This window comes from Paraburkholderia aromaticivorans, assembly GCF_012689525.1.
Classification (GTDB): domain Bacteria; phylum Pseudomonadota; class Gammaproteobacteria; order Burkholderiales; family Burkholderiaceae; genus Paraburkholderia; species Paraburkholderia aromaticivorans_A.
Window position 1 is genome coordinate 2,950,363 of sequence record NZ_CP051516.1, and the last position, 18,932, is coordinate 2,969,294.

The window sequence follows — 18,932 nt, forward strand, 5'->3', positions numbered from 1 at the left end:
AGCAGTCCTTCAAATTGATTACAATGTTTCGGTGCGAGGCGTGGTGCGTATCTACGCATCAGACGTAAAGCTCTCCTGACGCGGTGCGTCCCGTGTATCCGGGCGGAATCGGGCGCTCGCCCGGTGCAGCCTCGTCCACTATCGACCCACTGCGAAGCTGGCCGACATAGTTCGCGAAGTTCTCAGCCGCGAACAATGTCGCCGGGCGCAGATACCTCGCCATACCCGACTTCGCATTCGGACCGGTCCACTCCGCGAACTTGGCGTCGATCACCGCGCGGACCTTTTCGGGCGTCGATTCGGCCAAGCGTGCGCGAATGCGTTTGAGATTGGCGTCTACCGGCTCGTAGGCGTGCCCGGTCTTCTCGTTCAGATATGCCAGAATGTCGTGAGCAACGTCAGACTTCGGCGGCTCGGCAGGCGGATCGTCAGCAGGCGGCGAATCAGCGGCCAGGGAAAACTCTGCCTGCACGGGTTCCGGTTCCGCGGAGCCGACATCGTCGGATTGCGAATCCGCGTCGTCAGGCTGCTTCTGCCAGACAAGGGTTTTAGGTTTACTCCCTTCCACTCCCTTCCCTTCCGTGAGCGAACACTCCGCGAGCACTCCGCTGGTGTTCGGCGAATGTTCGGCGAACACTCCGCGAACATTCGCCGACCCATCGCCGTCTGAGCACTGAGCGCTAGGCGAATGTTCAACGGACATTTCCGGTTTGGCGGACGGCTTCGAGTTGGCGGCACGGTTCGCGCGACGCTTCTCAGCGGCGGCCGGAACCGTACCGTCGGGGCGCGGATGCTTGTACGTCGGTTGATCGATTTTCTGATGATGCCAGCCGGTCACCTGCCAGTAAGACTCGCCATCGACTTCGTATTCCATGAGAAGGCCGGCCTTCACCAGTTCGGCAACCATTGCGGAAACATCGGTTGATGACACGTCATCGGACGGGAACACTTCAGCCTTAAGGCGCTTGGGGCTTGCCTGGTGGATTCCGGCGTCGTCGCAGAAATTCCAGAGACCAATAAACAGCAGGCGGCCCAAGGGCGTGACCGCCATGACCTGGTCTGCCGTCCAGAATTCGGGTTTAACAGTGCGGATGCGAGCCATTACGCAGCCTTGCCGTCGGCAACGTTGAGCGGCGTCGAATGGATGAAGTAATCGCAGCCGCTCTTAATCAGCTTGCGGGTCAAGTAACCGAGAGCGATCAGTTCGTTGAGGCGGTTATAGACGGTCTTCGAGCCGGCCGTGATACGCGCCTGCGATGTCACGGCAACCAGGTCCGGAATGGTCAGGCGGTAGCCCGGTTCGCGCGTCACCAGGTACAAGAGGATCGCCTTGCCCTCAAGACTGATACGGTTGTCTTCTGCGATGCGCTGAAGGTCAGCGACTTGAACAGCGTGGGGCATATACCCTCCTTAGATTGCGAGGGCGAGCAGTAATGCAGGTTTCGGGGTACAAGCGCGTCGTGTCGCTCGTCAAAGTGCTGGAAAAACGGAATCCAGCGGGATATAATCGCTTGTCATTAAGCACTACTGACCGCCTTCTTGCAGGTTTTTCGGTCAGATCGTCAGCCCTGAAGGTTTTGCCGACCTTCGGGGCTTTTTCTTTGCCCCGCGGACTTCAGACTAGCTGGCTCACTATCGCAAGCCGTAGACGAACTATACCGACAGCCACCAAAAGTGGCAACGTGCAAAATCTCTCAAATCCCCGCCCAGCAAGGCTTTGCTGCATTTTACGCAGAATGAATTAGCCAATTCCACGCATAACGCCATGATTTAAAAGCGTCTGTTTTTCGCGCAGAAATGAAAATAGCCTTCTGCTCGTACGGAAATATTTTTATTTCGAAGTGTCCGAAAACGGTCTGCGCAAATTCGGCCACTGTGCGACGCGCAGAGAGACGGTTATAGTTCTGCTCAGAAGGGCGGACCTGCAGGGGCAGGGTTCCGCCCTTTTTCGTTAACTGGACCGAACCCATGACCGAGAACCCACTTTTTGCTGCCTTTTTTGCCGGCTTCAGGCCAGCCCGCCAGCGCGAGCGCTTCAGTCACACGATCTTCCGCGCGCTTGAGGCTCGCAACGAGTGCGCTATGCAGGACGTTGGCGGTGGATCGTCAGCACCATCGCCGGTCCGCGCTCCGCGCACGCAACGCCGCACACCGGCGCGTAAACCGGCGAGCGAGGATGGCGACTCAGACTCTGAGCCTCGCCGGTCGCACGTCAGGCCACTATTTCTCGATCTGAAAGACGTTGCGGCGACGGTCTCCCTGTCCACCGGAGGCATTCAGGCACTCGTACGCGAAGGGAGTTTCCCGAAGCCTCGTGAATTGTCAGCTAGGCGGGTCGGCTGGCTGTTTTCGGAAGTCGAGCAATGGGCGATCAGCCGCCCGGTCGCTTCGATGTTGCCACCGGTCAACGCGGGAATAAGGAGCGCCGCATGAAACAGCTTGATTGATGGACTTGGCTGTAGCCGCGACTTCACTGAGCGCAATTTCGCGCTGAGTGACGCATCGAAGACGCGGCGGCGAGTACTATGCAGGCGCAACCGCCAAGCCTTTAAGGTGATCGGCAGATAAACGCTCTAACTCTGCATCGAGACGAGTCAACCATTCGCGCCGCTCGGGGTCAAAGCGGTACAAGTTATAAATCCCGCCGACCCCCGGCAGCATATGCCCGATGATCGCCTCACCTATTTCATGTGGGCAACCAAGGGCCGCCAATAAGGTGCGGACTGATCGGCGGCAGTCATGGGGCGACCAGTGAGTGACGGTCAGCCGGGCCCGGTCCCAGTTGTCGCGAATCTTGCAGTACGGTTGCCTGAAGAACACACTTTCGCTAATCATTTTCTGCTGCGTATGACCCGCGCCCTTCTCTGAGGGGAACAAGTAGCCGCCGCCGTACTGCTCCTTGCGCCGACGAACGATCTTTTCGGCGCGCCCGATAAGCGGCACGCGCAAATCCATCGCGTTCGCGTGGCGGGCATTTTTTGTCTTCGCCTTGGGTAGCGTCCAAATCAGACCAGCGGGCTCGTCGGCCACCTCTGCGCCGGTCATTGCCATGATCTCTGCGCCGCGTGTCCCAGTCCATAAGTAGAGCGCCAAGGCGTCCTCAACGAGGCGGCTGAAATTCGGCAGCCACGTCACCAACTCACCCAGTTCATTCGCCGAGAGCACACGCTTTGCCGTCCCGATCTTCTCCCCGGCGATTTTCTTACCCTGGCTCTTGAGCTTGCCGCGGAGAATCTGACGCCACCAGTTCATCGATGCTTCCGGCAGCAGCCCGCTATCCAGTGCATAGTCAAATGCTGCACCCAGTTCGCGCTTCAGGTTTTGGGCCTGCACCGGGATCGCGGCGTACCCTTCAATAAGACTGAACGCGTCCCGGCGAGTCAGCGTGGCGGCGTCTTTTTCCGCCACAGGGCCCAGCATCGTATCGAACATGCGCTTTACCTCGTTCGCGCCCTTCAGCTTTCTGGCCTGCTGCACGTGGCCGCGCAGGTACGCCATAGCCACGTCTCGCACCGTCGGCGACGCGTGAGGTAACATCGAGTCCGCCGAAGGCGCTGCGCGGGCCGTGGTGCGCTCTGCTCGCTTTTCCTTGGCTGGGTCTCGGCCTGAGTCGCGAGCGGCGCGCAGCGCTTCCCATGCGGCCGTAGCGGCAGCGATCGACATCGACGGCCAATCGCCGATCTTGACTTGGCGAATCTTGTCGTCAACCGGCGAGCGGAAGCGATACGTCCAGGTGCCGGTAGTGCCGGATGTTCCGACAAGGCGAAAACCGGGGCAGCCCTCGATATTGATATGCTCCCCGGCCTTGAGGCTTTTTGCCGCGCGTAGGTCAAGTTTCATGGTCATGCCCTCGGTTGGTTGGTGTAGGTTTTCCCGACGACAGTAGTCTAGCCTCAGTGCAGGTTTTTGTGGAGACGGGTGTCAAGAACCTGCACTTTCACGCAGAATGTAGTTGGACGCTGTTGGATGTAGTTGGGCAAATGAAGTGCGCGGGAAGCCCCGCCAGATATAGGAGTGAAGGGATTGACAACGACGGAAGCGGCCACCAGCAAGGGCGGCGCGAAATCAGAAACACCAATGATGCAGCAGTACCTACGCATCAAAGCGGATCATCCGGGCACGCTGGTGTTCTACCGGATGGGCGACTTCTACGAACTCTTTTTCGAAGACGCGGAAAAAGCCGCACGTCTGCTCGATCTGACACTTACGCAACGTGGCGCGTCGGCGGGCAATCCGATCAAGATGGCCGGCGTGCCGCATCACGCGGTCGAACAATATCTGGCCAAGCTCGTGAAGCTCGGCGAATCCGTCGCGATTTGCGAGCAGATCGGCGACCCGGCCACGTCCAAGGGCCCGGTCGAGCGCAAAGTGATGCGCGTGGTCACGCCGGGTACGCTCACGGACGCCGCGCTGCTGTCCGACAAGAGCGATGTCTATCTGTTGGCCATGTGCGTCGCGCATAACCGTCGCGGCGTCGCGACCAGCGTCGGTCTTGCATGGCTGAATCTGGCGAGCGGCGCGTTGCGCCTTGCCGAAGTCGCGCCCGACCAGGTGGCGGCCGCGCTCGAACGCATTCGTCCCGCGGAAATTCTGGTGGCCGACACGCCCAGTGACTCGGCAAGCTGGACGCCGCCGGTCAATGCGGGCGCCCTCACCCGCGTGCCGGTCTGGCACTTCGACGTCACCTCGGGCACACAACGCCTGTGCGATCAGCTGGAAGTGGCGGGCCTCGACGGCTTCGGCGCGCATTCGCTGACCTGCGCATGCGGTGCGGCCGGCGCGCTGCTGCTGTATGCCGCGGCCACGCAAGGCCAGCAATTGCGTCATGTGCGCAGCCTGAAGGTCGAATACGAATCCGAATATATTGGGCTCGACCCCGCCACGCGCCGCAACCTCGAACTCACGGAAACACTGCGCGGTACTGAATCGCCCACGCTGTGTTCGCTGCTCGATACCTGCTGCACGACCATGGGCAGCCGCCTGCTGCGTCACTGGCTGCATCATCCGCCGCGCGAATCGGCGATTGCGCAGGCGCGTCAGCAGGCGATCGGCGCCTTGCTCGACGCACCGCCGGGCACGAGCGTCGACTCGTTGCGCGGCGCGTTGCGGCAAATCTCGGACATCGAGCGGATCACCGGGCGTCTCGCGCTGCTGTCCGCGCGGCCTCGCGATCTGTCGAGCCTGCGCGATACCTTCATCGCGTTGCCCGAGTTGCGCATGCAGCTCGCGGCCGTTGCGCCGAATGCGGATTCGCTGGCGCGCATCGACGCTTCGCTGGAACCGCCGCAAGCCTGCGTCGAATTGCTCAAGCGAGCGGTTGCGCAGGAACCATCGGCCATGGTGCGCGACGGCGGCGTGATCGCGCGCGGCTACGATGCGGAACTGGACGAGCTGCGCGATATTTCGGAGAACTGCGGGCAGTTCCTGATCGACCTCGAGACACGCGAGCGCGCACGCACGGGCATCGGCAATCTGCGCGTCGAATACAACAAGGTGCACGGCTTCTATATCGAAGTCACGCGCGGCCAGACCGACAAGGTGCCCGACGACTATCGCCGCCGTCAGACGTTGAAGAACGCCGAACGCTACATCACGCCGGAACTGAAAACGTTCGAGGACAAAGCGCTGTCCGCGCAGGAACGCGCGCTCGCCCGCGAACGCTCGCTCTACGACGCGCTCCTGCAGGCGCTGCTGCCCTTCATCCCGGATTGTCAGCGAGTCGCCTCGGCGCTCGCCGAACTCGATCTGCTGGCGGCCTTCGGCGAGCGCGCCCGCGCGCTCGATTGGGTCGCACCGACGTTCTCGGCGGACGCCTGCATCGAAATCGAACAGGGACGGCATCCGGTCGTCGAGGCGCAGGTCGAGCAGTTCATCGCTAACGACTGCGCGCTCACGCCGGAGCGCAAACTGCTGCTGATCACCGGCCCGAACATGGGCGGTAAATCGACCTTCATGCGGCAGACCGCGCTGATCGCGCTGCTCGCGTACGTGGGCAGCTATGTGCCCGCGCGGCGCGCCGCCTTCGGGCCGATCGACCGTATCTTCACGCGCATCGGCGCAGCGGACGACCTCGCCGGCGGCCGCTCGACCTTCATGGTCGAGATGACCGAAGCCGCCGCGATCCTGAACGACGCCACGCCGCAAAGTCTCGTGCTGATGGACGAGATCGGCCGCGGCACCTCCACGTTCGACGGCCTCGCGCTGGCGTGGGCGATCGCGCGGCATCTGCTCGCGCACAACGGCTGCCATACGCTATTCGCCACGCACTACTTTGAATTGACGCAGTTGCCGGCGGAGTTTCCGCAGGCGGCCAACGTGCACCTGTCGGCGGTCGAGCATGGGCACGGCATCGTGTTCCTGCACGCGGTCAGCGAAGGTCCGGCGAATCAGAGCTACGGTCTGCAGGTCGCGCAACTTGCCGGCGTGCCGAATGCGGTGATTCGCGCGGCGCGCAAGCATCTTGCGCATCTCGAACAGCAGTCGGCCGCACAGCCCGCGCCGCAACTCGATCTGTTCGCCACGCCCATGCCGATGCTGCTCGAAGACTCTGACGACGAGCGTGACGGGAAGACGGAACCGGCGGCGTCGCCCGCCATGCAGGCGCTCGTCGAGCGTCTGCGCGGCATCGATCCGAACGATCTGCGGCCTCGCGAAGCACTCGATCTGCTGTATGAACTGCACGAGCTGGCCGCCGCGCCGGATGCGGATCATTGACGCACACAGGCGCCCGCAGCGTCCGCGCAAACTTCGCGCGGCGCTGACCCTCGCCCTCACACTCATGGGTGGTGGCGTGCCGCTTGCGGGACTGCTCGCGGGGTTGTCAGGTTTCGCGTCGGCGGCCTACGCCGACACACCGCACTACACCTTCGCGGTCATCGCCAACACGATGCAGAGCGTCGCCGACGAAGCGCCCACGCAGCGGTTGCTTGAAGCGATCAGCCGCGAGCGCGACGTGTCGTTCATCGTGTACGACGGCAATCTGAAGGGCGCGAAAGAGGCTTGCCGCGACGCGCTTTACGAACGCCGCCACGCGCTGCTCGAAACGTCACGGCCCGCCCTCTTCTTCATTCCCGGCCAGCACGACTGGGCAGATTGCGGCACGGGCGAAGCCGGCGGCTTCGATCCGACCGAGCGCCTCGACCAGTTGCGTCAAACGCTCTTCGCCGACGCCACCTCGATGGGTCAGAACCCGATCGCATTGACGCGTGAAAGTGAAGTCTCGCGCTTTCGCCCGTATCGCGAGAACGTGCGCTGGCAAGTGGGCGATACCGTGTTCGTCGGCGTGAATGCGCCGAGTCCGAACAATCATTATCTGACCGCGGGCGGACGCAACGGCGAATTTGAAGACCGCGTGATCGCCAATGCATTCTGGCTGGAACATGCTGGCGAATATGCGAAACGCCGCGATGCGCATGCGATCGTCGTGTTCATTCAAGGTGACCCGGACCCCGAGCGTTACGAACGGCCCGACCGCTTCGCGTGGCTGCGTTTTGCGCGCAACACCCGCCGCGACGGTTTTCTGGAATTCAAACGCAGCCTCGTGAAGCTCGCGCAGATTTTCCGTGGACCGGTACTGGTGATTCATTGCGACGACGAGCGTGCAAGCGCCGGCTTCGTGATCGATCAGCCGCTACGCAATGACAAAGGAATGCTGGTCACGAATCTCACGCGTGTGGCGCTCGCGCCGCATGACCGTCTCAACCAGTGGATTCAGGTGGATGCGGACCTCGGCAGGAAACCGCCGTTCCGCGTGAGTGTGCGCGATGTGCCGAAGCAAATGCCGATGCCCACCGCGCAACCCGTGTTGCCGCGCGATGAACCGGCTGCCTCGATGCCGGCTGTACCGGCGCTCGGACCCGCCTCGGAATTGCCGCCGCTGCTGCAGACGCCCGGAGAGTCGCAACTGGATCAGCAACCGCGCATACCGGCGGATCAGGGCGGCGGTGGCTACGGGCCGGCCACGTCGACACCGCCCGCCTCGGCTAGTCAGCCGCACACGCCGGGCGCTTCTTCAAGCGTGCCCGGCATGCCTGCAAGCTCAGTGCAGCGTGGGCCCTGACTTGCCTTCTTCTTCGTCGTCCTCGTCTTCGTCGAGGACTTCGAGGCCGTCGGCGCCATGCGCGTGTTCGTGCTGGATTTCGTCTTCGGTAGCGGGACGCACGTCTCTCACCGTCAGCGCGAAACGCAGTGCCATGCCGGCGAGCGGATGGTTGCCGTCGAGCACGACTTTGTCTTCGGCGACATCGGTCACCACGTAGACCAACGAGTCGAGATCCTCGTCGCCTTCTTCCGGCGTGCCTTCGAATTGCATGCCGACTTCGAGCGATTCCGGGAAGCGATCGCGCGGCTCGATCTTCACGAGATCAGGGTCGTACTCACCGAACGCGTCTTGCGGCTCGAGCTGGATCTGGGTCTCGAAGCCGGCCTCGTGGCCGTCGAGCTCTTCCTCGATCTTGGGGAACGTGCCATCATAGCCGCCGTGCAGATAGACCATCGGCTCGTCGCTTTCTTCGATCAGATTGCCCTGCGCATCCGACAGCTTGTAAGCGACCGACACGACGGTGTTCTTTGCGATTTTCATTCGATTCTCCAGAATACAACTCACATTATACGATGCCCAAGCGGCCCACTGACCACCCGGCCGACGCAGCTTCGGCACGGAATTCGTCGCCGGCTTCAAAGCCGGCTGTTCCGGTTCTCCCGCCTTCGCCAGACACGCCGACACCGCTGCTCGGCAATCTGACGCCGTCGCAATTCATGCGCCGCTACTGGCAGAAAAAGCCGCTACTGATTCGCCAGGCGATTCCGAACGTCGAAGCACCGCTTTCACGCGACGAATTTTTCGAGCTGTCCGATCAGGACGAAGTCGAAGCACGCCTGATCACGCATTTCCGCAATAAATGGCAGCTGGAACACGGGCCGTTCGCGCCTGACGAACTGCCTTCGGTGAAGCAGCGCGCATGGACACTGCTCGTGCAAGGCGTCGATCTCCACGACGATCGCGCGCGCGCCCTGCTCGACCGTTTCCGCTTCGTGCCGGACGCGCGTCTCGACGACCTGATGATTTCCTATGCAAGCGACGGCGGCGGTGTAGGCCCGCACTTCGATTCCTACGATGTGTTTCTTTTGCAAGTAAAAGGCAAGCGCCGTTGGCGCATCAGCGCGCAGAAAGATCTGACACTGCAAGCCGGTTTGCCTTTGAAAGTTTTACAGAATTTCCAGCCCGAAGAGGAGTGGCTGCTCGAACCGGGCGACATGTTGTACCTGCCGCCGCACATCGCGCACGACGGCATCGCCGAAGGCGAATGCATGACCTGTTCGATCGGCTTTCGCGCCCCTTCCGCGAGCGAATTGACCGCGCACTTCCTCTATCATCTGGCCGAGCGCGGCGAGTCGGCGGGTCAGCCGGGTGCGCTTTATCGCGATCCGCAGCAACCTGCCGTCGAGCGTCCGGCCGAGCTCCCCGCGGCGTTGGTCGAAAGGGTTGGCGCAATCCTTGCTGGCATCAAATGGAATGAGCAGGATATTGCGTCGTTCCTTGGCACGTATCTCAGCGAACCCAAGCCGAGTGTCGTCTTTGATCCGCCGCAAAGGCCGCTTAATGAAGCCCGTTTCATCAGTCAGGCATCGAAGTCGGGTATTCGGCTGGACCGCAAGACTAATTTGTTGTACAACCGCCGTTTTTTCTTCGTAAATGGAGAGGAAACATCATTCAACGGCGCAAAAAAGTGGTTGATTGACCTCGCAGATTCCCGTTGTTTGAGTGCGAAACGCTTTGTAACACTCTCACACGATTCGTCGGTGACAGCACGGCTACACGAGTGGTATTGTGCGGGCTGGATACAAGTGGGCGAGCTTGCGTAACTCTGCCTGCCTGCTATACCGTACAGTGAAATTTTGTATGAGAAAGACAACGTATTGACCCCGGATTTATGGATTGTCAGTACGAAAGTGCATATAATTTCCGCCCAAGCCGTAGGGAAGATTCGAGCTCGTCAAAAGAGCTTCTCCACCAGCGGCCCAGGTCGGTGTTGGAGCACATTACCGGTTTTATTTTGCGCTGTTGCTTACCTTTAAACCATAAAAGGACGTGATCATGAAGAAATCCCTCCTCGTAGCATCCCTGTTGGCAGCTGTGGCACTGGCTGCATGCAACAAGAGCAACGACCAAGCCGCTGCCCCGGCTAGCGACGCAGCTGCTGCTTCGGCACCGGCTGCTGCAGCTTCGGATTCGGCTGCTGCTGCTTCGGGTGCTGCTGCTGCTGCGAGCGACGCTGCTGCTTCGGCTACGACCGCTGCTTCGGACGCAGGCGCTGCTGCTTCGGACGCTGCTGCTTCGGCTGCTGCTCCGGCTTCGGGCGCAAGCCAGTAAGCTGTCGCATAGGGTTCGCCTCTGGGCGAAAACTGCATCGGGAAATCATCGCGATTTCCCGGGCAGTAAAGCAAAACGCCACGGGTTCACATCCGTGGCGTTTTGTCATTCAAGCGCCGCTTTTTACAGCGGCGCTGATTGATTCTAATCGGCCTGTTGCGCCGGCGTCGCGCTCTCTTCGAAGAACTCGCGTACCACCTCGATCTCACGTGTGCGTTTGAATGGCGGCAGGCTCTGCCAGATACGCCGCCCATACGGTTTGTCGACGAGACGCGTGTCGCAGATCATCAGCACACCGCGATCGGTCTCAGCGCGAATCAGACGGCCTGCGCCCTGCTTCAGCGTGATGACGGCCTGCGGCAACTGATGCACGGCAAATGGGCTCAAGCCTTTCTTGGTGAGCGCATCGAGTCGCGCCGACAGCACCGGATCGTCGGGCGGCGCAAACGGCAGCTTGTCGATCACCACCAGCGACAATGCGTCACCGCGCACGTCCACGCCTTCCCAGAAGCTCTGGCTACCCACCAGAATCGCGTTGCCGTACGACCGGAAGCGATCCAGCAATTCGGTGCGGCTCGCATCGCCCTGCACGAGCAGCGGATAGTCCCAGCCGCGCGCGTCGATCGTGTCGCGCAGCTTGGCCGAGATGCGGTCCACCGCGCGCAGCGTCGTGCACAACATGAAGACGCCGCCGCCCGATGCTTCGATCGCCGGTAACGCGGCATCGAACACGGCGTCGGTGAACATCGGCGAGGACGGCTGCGGCAAATTGCGCGGCACGTACAGCAGCCCCTGCGTCGGATAGTCGAAGGGACTGGGCAGCGTCATCGAACGCTTCGCGTTCAGGCCCATCTGAGCGGCATAGTGCGTGAAATCGCCGCGTACCGACAGCGTGGCCGACGTGAAAATCCACGCACGCGGCACGCCCGCGCGTTGCTTCGCGAAGATCGGCGCGACCGACAACGGCGTTTCGTGCAACTGCACGGTATGCGAGAAGACTTCGATCCAGCGCACCTTTTCGTTCGGGTCGGCGCGCTCGGTTTTGCCGCCGGCAGAGGCGCCGTCAGCGGCTTCGCGCTCCGTCTGCGTGGGCGGCGTAGTCCAGCCGGCCAGCACGCCTTGCAGCTCGCGTGCGCGACGCAAGCACGCGCCGATCGATTCCGCTCGCTCGGCCTGACCCGCCAGCGCGGACGCCAGCGCATCGAGTTCGGTTTCGAGCGTTTCGAGCGCGGGGAACAACGGATGATCATCGGGCAACTGGCCGATCGACAAGCGCACCGAATCCTCCTTGAAGGCAAGCCGCACATCGCGCGCGGCGCGCTCGAGCGTGGCGCCCAGCTTGACCCAGTCGACCGTTTCACGCGCATTGCCCAACCCTTCGGCCACCGAATCGCGCGCGAGCTCGAGAAACTGCGTAGTCGAAAGCGTCTCGCCGAAAAACAGCGTGGCCGTCTCGGGCAGCTGATGCGCTTCGTCGAAGATGACGGTGTTGGCGGTGGGCAGCAACTCGGCCATGCCCGTATCGCGCAACATGATATCGGCGAAAAACAGATGGTGATTCACCACCACGATATCCGCCTGCTGCGCCTCGCGGCGCGCCTGCATTACAAAGCAGTCCTTGTAATGCGGACATTCCTGGCCGAGACAGTTTTCGCGCGTGGACGTGACCATCGACCACACCGCAGCCGTTTCCGGCACGCTCGCCAGTTCGGCCTTATCGCCGGTGCGCGTGATCTTGGCGAAGCGCACGATATCCTGCAGATACGAGGTTTCCTGACGCGAAGGCAGACGGCCGTTATCCGCGGTGCGCTGCAGATAGTAGTGGCACAGGTAATTCGCGCGGCCCTTGAGCATGGCAACCGACACCGGCACCGCGAGCGCATCGCGCACGGTCGGAATGTCGCGCTGAAAGAGCTGATCCTGCAAATGCTTCGTGCCGGTGGAGACGATCACCTTGCCGCCCCACAGCATGGCCGGCACCAGGTATGCATAGGTCTTGCCGGTGCCGGTGCCGGCTTCGACGATCAGCGTGTTTTCGCTGCCGTCGAGGGCGCTCGATTCGGCGCTCTCAGCGGCCCCGCCGGCGGCGTCGGCACTAGCCCCCTGCAGACGCCGCGCCGGACGCTTCTGCGCCTCGAACATGGCCGGCTCGGGCATTGCGCGACCCGATGCTTCCATGGCGGCGGCCACGGCGCGCGACATTTCGATCTGCGATGCGCGCGAGCGGTAGCCGTCGATCTGACGGGCCAGCAAACCGTTGTCGGCGAAGATCTCGTCCAGTTCGACAACGCGGCGCGGATTCAGCGACGCGCTTAGTGCGGACGCGGCAGGACGCGGCGCCGGTGTAGCGGCTCCAGATGCGTCGCCCGGCGTGGCACGGGATGAAGTTTCAAGCGGTGAATTCAAGGCAAGCGTTTCCTGCAAAATCCGGCTCGCGCGGCGCGCGCCCGGCGCCTGCCAGGCCGCGAACTCAGGCGCGTGCGTCCGGTTCGAGCTGCAATTGCAGCAAGATGATGGTGTCCTTGACTTTGAGTTTGCGCTTTTTCAGGCGCTGCAACTCGAAGTCGTCGATGCCGGGCTCATCCGACATTCGGTCGATCAAGCGATCGAGCCCACTATGCTCCGATTCCAGTTGCAGAATGCGGTCGCGAAGTGTGTCCGCGTTGATGACGTGATGTTGATCGCGCATGCTCGCCTCCTCTCGTCTACGGCGCGGGCTGTGTGTGCAGTCCGATGCCTGAGGTTGCTGTCCGGCTTAAAACGCGGTACGGCGGCTATGGCCCTGCCACTCACGCTCAGGGCCCCTTCAGCACGCTTACTGCTGTTCTTGTTGCTGCTTTTGCTGCTCTTCCTGTTGCTGCTGTTTCAACGCGTCCTGACGCTTCTGCTCGGCTTTCTCGGCCGCCTGCTTCTGACGCGCCTCCACGTCGGCCTTGTGCTGCGCGGCGTCCGTCTGCTTCTTCTCGAAACTCTCCTGCTTCTGCACGCGCTCCTGCGCCTTCTGCGCGCCTTGCGCACGCGCCTCGTCGAGCTTGCGCTGGAAGTCGCCCTGCTTCTGATCGTACGCCTGCTGGTTGGCCGCCGCCTGCGACGGGCTGATGCCGCGCTGCGCCTGATCCAGCGCGTGCTGACGCAGTTTGTCCTGATAGGCCTGCGCATTCGCGCTGCGCTGCGGCGCCTCGGCGGCACGCTGCGCCTGATCGATCTGATGCTGTTTCTGCTTGTCCTCGTACGCCTGCGCGTTGCGTGCGTCGTCGGCGGCACGCTGCGGCGCGCTCGCTTCGTCCTGCGCGCGCTTGATTGCGGCCTGTTCGTCACGCACACGGGCGCGCTGCGTACGCTGTTCGCCGTCGAGCGCGAGCTGTTCCTTGCGAATGTCGGCCTGCACCGAGCGCACGCTGTCGCGCGCCTTGTTCAGGCAGGAGTTGACGAAAAATTTGCTGTAGCAGTCGTGTTGAGCGACGCCGTAGCGGTAGTTGTTCTGCTCGGTGCGCTGATCGAGGACTTTTTGCCGCGCGTCGAAATCGCTATCCGGCGCTGCCGCGTTGCCGGCGCTGTCCGTGCCGTCGGCGTTCGTGGCGCCCTGCACCGTCGTGGCCTGCGCGCCCGACGCGGCGGCCACCGTCAAGGCGCCTGCGGGCCGCGCGGCGCTGCTGCTCGCCGGTGTCACCGATTGCGCCAGTGCCGGCGTGGACACCGCCAGCGCGACGGCCAGCACACACGACGCGCACGACGCGAGAAACACCCCACGAGAGAGGAACGCGGACCTGACCACGGAGCGCGGCGCCGATACGAGCGAAGAGAGCGAAGAACGTGGCAAACCCGGTGCCAAACCCGGCGACAAAAACGGCGGCAGTTGTGACAAGCGAGAGACCAAGCGGGAGCCCAGGCAGTTGAGGGACAAGGAGATCGGCAACGTCGTAGAGGGTCAACGGAACATGCCCGAAATTCTATCACCCTGCGGTTGAGCCCTTTTGCATTTATGGCAAAATGCCCCGCTCCAGCAACCTGGTCGCAGCGCGCACGCTTGGCGTGCGCCGACGTGCCTCACGTGGCCGTCACGTGCCCTCACGTAGCGTCAGCGCGCGGCCCCCGAACTGAGTCCGCAGGAACATCAAGACCTTATGACGGAAACCGTAGCACTCAAGATCGTACAGCGCATCGCCGCCGAACTGTCCGTCCAGCCGCGCCAGGTCGCGGCCGCGGTGCAACTTCTCGACGAAGGAGCGACTGTTCCGTTCATCGCCCGCTACCGTAAGGAAGTGACCGACAATCTCGACGACACGCAACTGCGTAACCTCGAGGAACGCCTGCTGTATCTGCGCGAGCTGGAAGACCGGCGCGCCACGATCATCGCCAGCATCGACGAACAGGGCAAGCTCACCGACGAGCTGCGCGCCGCGATCGAAGGTGCCGACAGCAAGCAGGTGCTGGAAGACCTGTATCTCCCGTACAAGCCGAAGCGCCGCACACGTGCGCAGATCGCCCGCGAAGCCGGCCTGCAGCCGCTTGCTGACGCGTTGCTGGCCAATCCCCTGCTCGACCCGCAAACCGAAGCCGCGGCTTACGTGGACGCCGAGAAAGGCGTCGCCGACGTGAAAGCCGCGCTCGACGGCGCGCGCGACATTCTCTCGGAACAGTTCGGCGAAACGGCCGATCTGCTCGGCAAGCTGCGCGACTACCTGTTCAACCAGGGCGTGCTGTCGTCGAAAGTGGTGGAAGGCAAGGAAAACGCCGAAGAAGAGAAATTCCGCGACTACTACGACTACTCGGAAACCCTCCGCACCGTGCCGTCGCATCGCGCGCTGGCGCTGTTCCGCGGCCGCAATGCGGGCGTGCTGATGGTCAAGCTGGGGCTGGGCGAGGAACTCGACGCGCAGGTGCCGCATCCGGGCGAAGCGCTGATCGCGCGCCACTTCGGCATCGCCAATCAGAACCGTCCGGCCGACAAATGGCTTGCGGATGTGTGTCGCTGGTGCTGGCGCGTGAAGGTGCAGCCGCACATCGAAAACGAACTGCTGACCAATCTGCGCGACGACGCCGAGCACGAAGCGATCCGTGTGTTCGCGCGCAACCTGAAGGACTTGTTGCTCGCGGCGCCCGCCGGACCGAAGGCCGTGATTGGGCTCGATCCGGGCATGCGCACCGGCGTGAAAGTCGCGGTGGTCGATCGGACCGGCAAGGTGCTCGCCACCGACGTGATCTACCCGCACGAGCCGCGCCGCGACTGGGACGGCTCGATCGCGAAACTCGCGCGCATGTGCGCGCAGACGCAGGCTGAACTGATCAGTATCGGCAACGGCACGGCGTCGCGTGAAACCGACAAGCTCGCGAGCGAACTGATCGCGCGTCATCCGGAGTTCAAGCTGCAGAAGATCGTCGTGTCCGAAGCGGGCGCGTCCGTGTACTCGGCCTCCGAACTCGCGGCGAAGGAATTCCCCGACATGGATGTGACGCTGCGCGGCGCGGTGTCGATTGCGCGCCGTCTGCAAGACCCGCTCGCCGAGTTGGTGAAGATCGATCCAAAGGCGATCGGCGTCGGCCAGTATCAGCACGACGTGAATCAGCGCGAGCTGGCCCGTTCGCTCGACGCAGTGGTCGAAGACTGCGTGAACGCGGTCGGCGTGGATGCGAATACCGCGTCGGTCGCCCTGCTCGCGCGCGTGTCGGGTCTGAATGCCACGCTGGCGCGCAATATCGTCGACTATCGCGATGCGAACGGTCCATTCCCGTCGCGCGCGCATCTGCGCAAGGTGCCGCGTCTGGGCGACAAGACGTTCGAGCAGGCTGCCGGGTTCCTGCGCATCAACAACGGCGAGAATCCGCTCGACCGCTCGTCGGTTCACCCGGAAGCGTATCCGGTCGTCGAACGCATGCTGGCCAAAATCAGCAAGCACGTGGGTGAAGTGCTGGGCAATCGCGACGCATTGCGCGGCCTCTCGCCGGCGGAATTCGTCGACGATCGTTTCGGCCTGCCGACCGTGCGCGACATTCTGCTCGAACTCGAAAAGCCGGGCCGTGATCCGCGTCCCGAGTTCAAGACCGCGACGTTCCGCGAAGGCGTCGAAAAGGTCAGCGATCTGACGCCGGGTATGGTGCTCGAAGGCGTCGTGACGAACGTGGCGGCATTCGGCGCGTTCATCGACATCGGCGTACATCAGGACGGTCTGGTGCACGTGTCGGCCTTGTCGACGAAGTTCATCAAGGACCCGCATGAAGTCGTCAAGGCCGGCCAGATCGTCAAGGTGAAGGTGCTGGAAGTCGACGTGAAGCGCCAGCGTATCGCTTTGACGATGCGGATGGACGACGAGGTCGGTGTAGCGGCGGCACGCAGCGGTGGCGGCGCTCAGCAGGATCGTGGCGGCGCGGGTCGTTCGGGCGGCGGTGGACGCGGCGCGCAGCAACAGCGCTCGCGTGAGCCGGAATCGGGCGGCGCGATGGCGGCTGCGTTCGCCAAGCTCAAGCAGAAGTAATTTTCTCCTGCGTTAGAGGCGCGTGATTCGCTCACGCGCTTGTCGAGCGCTGCACGGCGCTCAATCGCTCGATCAAGCTGCAAGTAAAAAGCCCACGTATTCGCGTGGGCTTTTTTTCGCACTCCCTACATGCGGAGCGCTCGAACATCAGCGGCGGCGCTCAAATCTCGATCTTGGTCCCCAACTCCACCACCCGATTAGCCGGAATACTGAAGAAGTCCGTCGGCTTTGCGGCATTCTGATGCATCCATGCGAACACACGTTCGCGCCACACCGACATGCCCGGCAGTTGCGTCGGCACCACCGTTTCGCGCGCGAGGAAGAATGACGTGTCCATCATCTCGAAGGTCATGTCACGGGTGCGGCCGACTTCGAGCAGCACCGCCTTCACGTCCGGCGTTTCATTGAAGCCGTAGGCCGCCTTGACGAGATACAGGCCACCGTCGATATCCTTGACCGTAACACGCTCCGAGTCGTTCACGTACGGAATATCGCGCGTCACGAAAGTCAGGAAAATGGTGCGCTCATGCAGCACCTTGTTGTGCTTCAGATTGTGCAGCAGGCTCACCGGCACGAGCGAATCGCTGCCGGTCAGATAGATCGCCGTGCCCGACACGCGATGCGGCGGATGCGCGAGCAATCCCTGCAGGAACGGCATGAGCGGAATACCGTCCGCGGCCGTGCGTTCCTTGACGATCATGCGGCCCTTGAACCAGGTCATCAGCAGGAAGAACAGCAACGCGCCGATGCCAAGCGGCAACCACCCGCCTTCTTCCACCTTCAGCAAATTCGCGCCGAAAAATCCTAGATCGACCGTCATGAACACGCCGATGATCAGCGCCACCAGCAGCTTGTTCCAGTTCCACACGTTCACCATCACGACGCAGGCGAGAATCGTGGTGATCACCATGGTGGCCGTCACCGCGATACCGTACGCGGCCGCGAGATTGTCCGAGCTCTTGAAGGCGATCACGATGCACAGAATGATGAACAGCAGCATCCAGTTCACCACCGGCACATAGATCTGGCCGATCGCCAGCTCCGACGTGTGCAGGATCTTCATGCGCGGCACATAGCCGAGCTGGATCGCCTGGCTCGTGAGCGAATAAGCGCCGGAAATCACAGCCTGCGAGGCGATCACGGTCGCGACGGTCGAGAGCACGACGAGCGGCAGCAACGCCCAGTCCGGCGCGAGCAGGAAGAACGGATTTTCGATGGCCTTGGGATCGTGCATCAGCAGCGCGCCCTGGCCGAAGTAGTTCAGCACCAGCGACGGCATCACCAGGAAATACCACGCCATGCGGATCGGCTTCGCACCGAAGTGGCCCATGTCGGCGTACAGCGCTTCGGCGCCGGTCAGCACCAGCACGACCGAGCCGAGCACCACGTAGGCCTGCAGCACATGCGCTGCCATAAAGGTGTAGGCGTAATACGGGTTCAACGCGCGGATCACATTCGGCGACTGCAGGATATGCCACAGGCCGAGCACCGCGAGCACGATGAACCACACCACCATGATCGGACCGAACAGCCGGCCGACCATCGCCGTGCCGTGCCGTTGAATCCAGAACAGCAGCACGAGGATCACCATGGTGAGCGGCAGCACCAGATGCGACAGATGCGGCGCGGCGATCTCCAGACCCTCGACTGCCGAGATCACCGAAATGGCCGGCGTGATCACCGCGTCGCCATAGAACATGCAGGCACCGAAAATGCCGAGCATCACCAGCAAGCCGGCCATTTTCGACTTCTCGTCGAGCGAGCGCAGCGCCAGCGCCATCAGCGCGAGCACACCGCCTTCGCCGTTATTGTCCGCGCGCATCACGAACAGGACATATTTGATGCCGACCACGATCACGATCGCCCAGAACAGCAGCGAGATCACACCCAGAATTGATTGATCGGTCAGCGGAATGCCGTGAGAAGGGCTGAAGGCTTCTTTCAGCGAGTACAACGGGCTCGTGCCGATATCGCCGAACACCACTCCGATCGCAGCGAGAGCGAGGGAAGGCAGAGGCTGTTTGTGCACGTGATTGTTATCTGTCATAAACGCGAGGAAATCCGTTCCCTGAGCCGAAAAACGATCG

At 62.4% G+C, this 18,932-nt stretch carries 14 protein-coding genes; 6 read left to right on the forward strand and 8 right to left on the reverse strand.

What is annotated here, in order from left to right; translation table 11 throughout:
* Positions 1-58: 58 nt before the first annotated feature.
* A complete protein-coding gene (locus HF916_RS41475) occupies positions 59-1,102 on the reverse strand; it encodes a conserved phage C-terminal domain-containing protein (protein ID WP_168794475.1) in 1,044 nt (347 codons plus the stop codon).
* A complete protein-coding gene (locus HF916_RS41480) occupies positions 1,102-1,401 on the reverse strand; it encodes a hypothetical protein (RefSeq protein ID WP_168794476.1) in 300 nt (99 codons plus the stop codon). Before HF916_RS41480 ends, HF916_RS41475 begins: the two co-directional genes overlap by 1 nt.
* A gap of 567 nt (positions 1,402-1,968) precedes the next feature.
* Between HF916_RS41480 and HF916_RS41485 the strand changes: the two genes are divergently transcribed.
* A complete protein-coding gene (locus HF916_RS41485; protein ID WP_240975717.1) occupies positions 1,969-2,433 on the forward strand; it encodes a helix-turn-helix transcriptional regulator in 465 nt (154 codons plus the stop codon).
* A gap of 90 nt (positions 2,434-2,523) precedes the next feature.
* Here the strand turns inward: HF916_RS41485 and HF916_RS41490 are convergent, their stop codons facing one another.
* Positions 2,524-3,840, reverse strand: coding sequence for a tyrosine-type recombinase/integrase (locus HF916_RS41490; RefSeq protein ID WP_168794477.1), 1,317 nt, complete (start codon positions 3,838-3,840; stop codon positions 2,524-2,526).
* 237 nt (positions 3,841-4,077) lie between these two features.
* On the opposite strand from HF916_RS41490, the gene mutS reads away from it, so the two are divergent.
* Positions 4,078-6,714 (forward strand): DNA mismatch repair protein MutS, encoded by a 2,637-nt coding sequence (gene mutS, locus HF916_RS41495; RefSeq protein WP_168795831.1) that lies wholly within the window; start codon positions 4,078-4,080, stop codon positions 6,712-6,714.
* Positions 6,701-8,059, forward strand: a complete 1,359-nt coding sequence (locus HF916_RS41500) for a hypothetical protein (RefSeq protein WP_168794478.1) — start codon at positions 6,701-6,703, stop codon at positions 8,057-8,059. Before mutS ends, HF916_RS41500 begins: the two co-directional genes overlap by 14 nt.
* On the opposite strand, the gene HF916_RS41505 is transcribed toward HF916_RS41500, so the two are convergent.
* On the reverse strand, positions 8,039-8,581 hold the full coding sequence (locus HF916_RS41505; RefSeq protein WP_168794479.1) for an FKBP-type peptidyl-prolyl cis-trans isomerase: 543 nt from the start codon (positions 8,579-8,581) through the stop codon (positions 8,039-8,041). The two genes, HF916_RS41500 and HF916_RS41505, sit on opposite strands and share 21 nt — an antisense overlap.
* Positions 8,582-8,613: 32 nt before the next feature.
* Here HF916_RS41505 and HF916_RS41510 point away from each other — a divergent pair, with 32 nt between their 5' ends.
* The gene (locus HF916_RS41510; RefSeq protein ID WP_168794480.1) at positions 8,614-9,864 is read left to right on the forward strand and encodes a cupin domain-containing protein; all 1,251 of its coding nucleotides are present in this window, start codon (positions 8,614-8,616) and stop codon (positions 9,862-9,864) included.
* 232 nt (positions 9,865-10,096) lie between these two features.
* Positions 10,097-10,372 (forward strand): hypothetical protein, encoded by a 276-nt coding sequence (locus HF916_RS51255; protein WP_083772052.1) that lies wholly within the window; start codon positions 10,097-10,099, stop codon positions 10,370-10,372.
* A gap of 144 nt (positions 10,373-10,516) precedes the next feature.
* Here the strand turns inward: HF916_RS51255 and HF916_RS41515 are convergent, their stop codons facing one another.
* The 3 genes from HF916_RS41515 to HF916_RS41525 all read right to left on the reverse strand — a co-directional run bounded on the left by HF916_RS41515 (position 10,517) and on the right by HF916_RS41525 (position 14,117).
* Positions 10,517-12,778: an ATP-dependent DNA helicase gene (locus tag HF916_RS41515; protein ID WP_168794481.1), complete on the reverse strand. Its 2,262-nt coding sequence runs from the start codon at positions 12,776-12,778 to the stop codon at positions 10,517-10,519.
* Positions 12,779-12,842: 64 nt separating this feature from the next.
* The gene (locus HF916_RS41520) at positions 12,843-13,061 is read right to left on the reverse strand and encodes a DUF465 domain-containing protein (RefSeq protein WP_007181361.1); all 219 of its coding nucleotides are present in this window, start codon (positions 13,059-13,061) and stop codon (positions 12,843-12,845) included.
* 126 nt (positions 13,062-13,187) lie between these two features.
* Positions 13,188-14,117 carry a hypothetical protein gene (locus tag HF916_RS41525; RefSeq protein ID WP_168795832.1) on the reverse strand — a complete coding sequence of 310 codons (930 nt, stop codon included), beginning with the start codon at positions 14,115-14,117 and terminating at the stop codon, positions 13,188-13,190.
* A gap of 379 nt (positions 14,118-14,496) precedes the next feature.
* Between HF916_RS41525 and HF916_RS41530 the strand changes: the two genes are divergently transcribed.
* A complete protein-coding gene (locus tag HF916_RS41530) occupies positions 14,497-16,845 on the forward strand; it encodes a Tex family protein (RefSeq protein WP_168794482.1) in 2,349 nt (782 codons plus the stop codon).
* Between the two features lie 160 nt (positions 16,846-17,005).
* Here the strand turns inward: HF916_RS41530 and HF916_RS41535 are convergent, their stop codons facing one another.
* Positions 17,006-18,892 (reverse strand): potassium transporter Kup, encoded by a 1,887-nt coding sequence (locus tag HF916_RS41535; RefSeq protein ID WP_168794483.1) that lies wholly within the window; start codon positions 18,890-18,892, stop codon positions 17,006-17,008.
* Positions 18,893-18,932 lie beyond the last annotated feature (40 nt).

Coding starts and splice junctions, on each gene's coding strand:
- HF916_RS41535 (WP_168794483.1), bottom strand. CDS start 18,892: ATGACAGATAACAATCACGTGCACAAACAGCCTCTGCCTTCCCTCGCT.
- HF916_RS41520 (WP_007181361.1), bottom strand. CDS start 13,061: ATGCGCGATCAACATCACGTCATCAACGCGGACACACTTCGCGACCGC.
- HF916_RS41500 (WP_168794478.1), top strand. CDS start 6,701: ATGCGGATCATTGACGCACACAGGCGCCCGCAGCGTCCGCGCAAACTT.
- HF916_RS41505 (WP_168794479.1), bottom strand. CDS start 8,581: ATGAAAATCGCAAAGAACACCGTCGTGTCGGTCGCTTACAAGCTGTCG.
- HF916_RS41475 (WP_168794475.1), bottom strand. CDS start 1,102: ATGGCTCGCATCCGCACTGTTAAACCCGAATTCTGGACGGCAGACCAG.
- HF916_RS51255 (WP_083772052.1), top strand. CDS start 10,097: ATGAAGAAATCCCTCCTCGTAGCATCCCTGTTGGCAGCTGTGGCACTG.
- HF916_RS41485 (WP_240975717.1), top strand. CDS start 1,969: ATGACCGAGAACCCACTTTTTGCTGCCTTTTTTGCCGGCTTCAGGCCA.
- HF916_RS41530 (WP_168794482.1), top strand. CDS start 14,497: ATGACGGAAACCGTAGCACTCAAGATCGTACAGCGCATCGCCGCCGAA.
- mutS (WP_168795831.1), top strand. CDS start 4,078: ATGATGCAGCAGTACCTACGCATCAAAGCGGATCATCCGGGCACGCTG.
- HF916_RS41510 (WP_168794480.1), top strand. CDS start 8,614: ATGCCCAAGCGGCCCACTGACCACCCGGCCGACGCAGCTTCGGCACGG.
- HF916_RS41490 (WP_168794477.1), bottom strand. CDS start 3,840: ATGAAACTTGACCTACGCGCGGCAAAAAGCCTCAAGGCCGGGGAGCAT.
- HF916_RS41480 (WP_168794476.1), bottom strand. CDS start 1,401: ATGCCCCACGCTGTTCAAGTCGCTGACCTTCAGCGCATCGCAGAAGAC.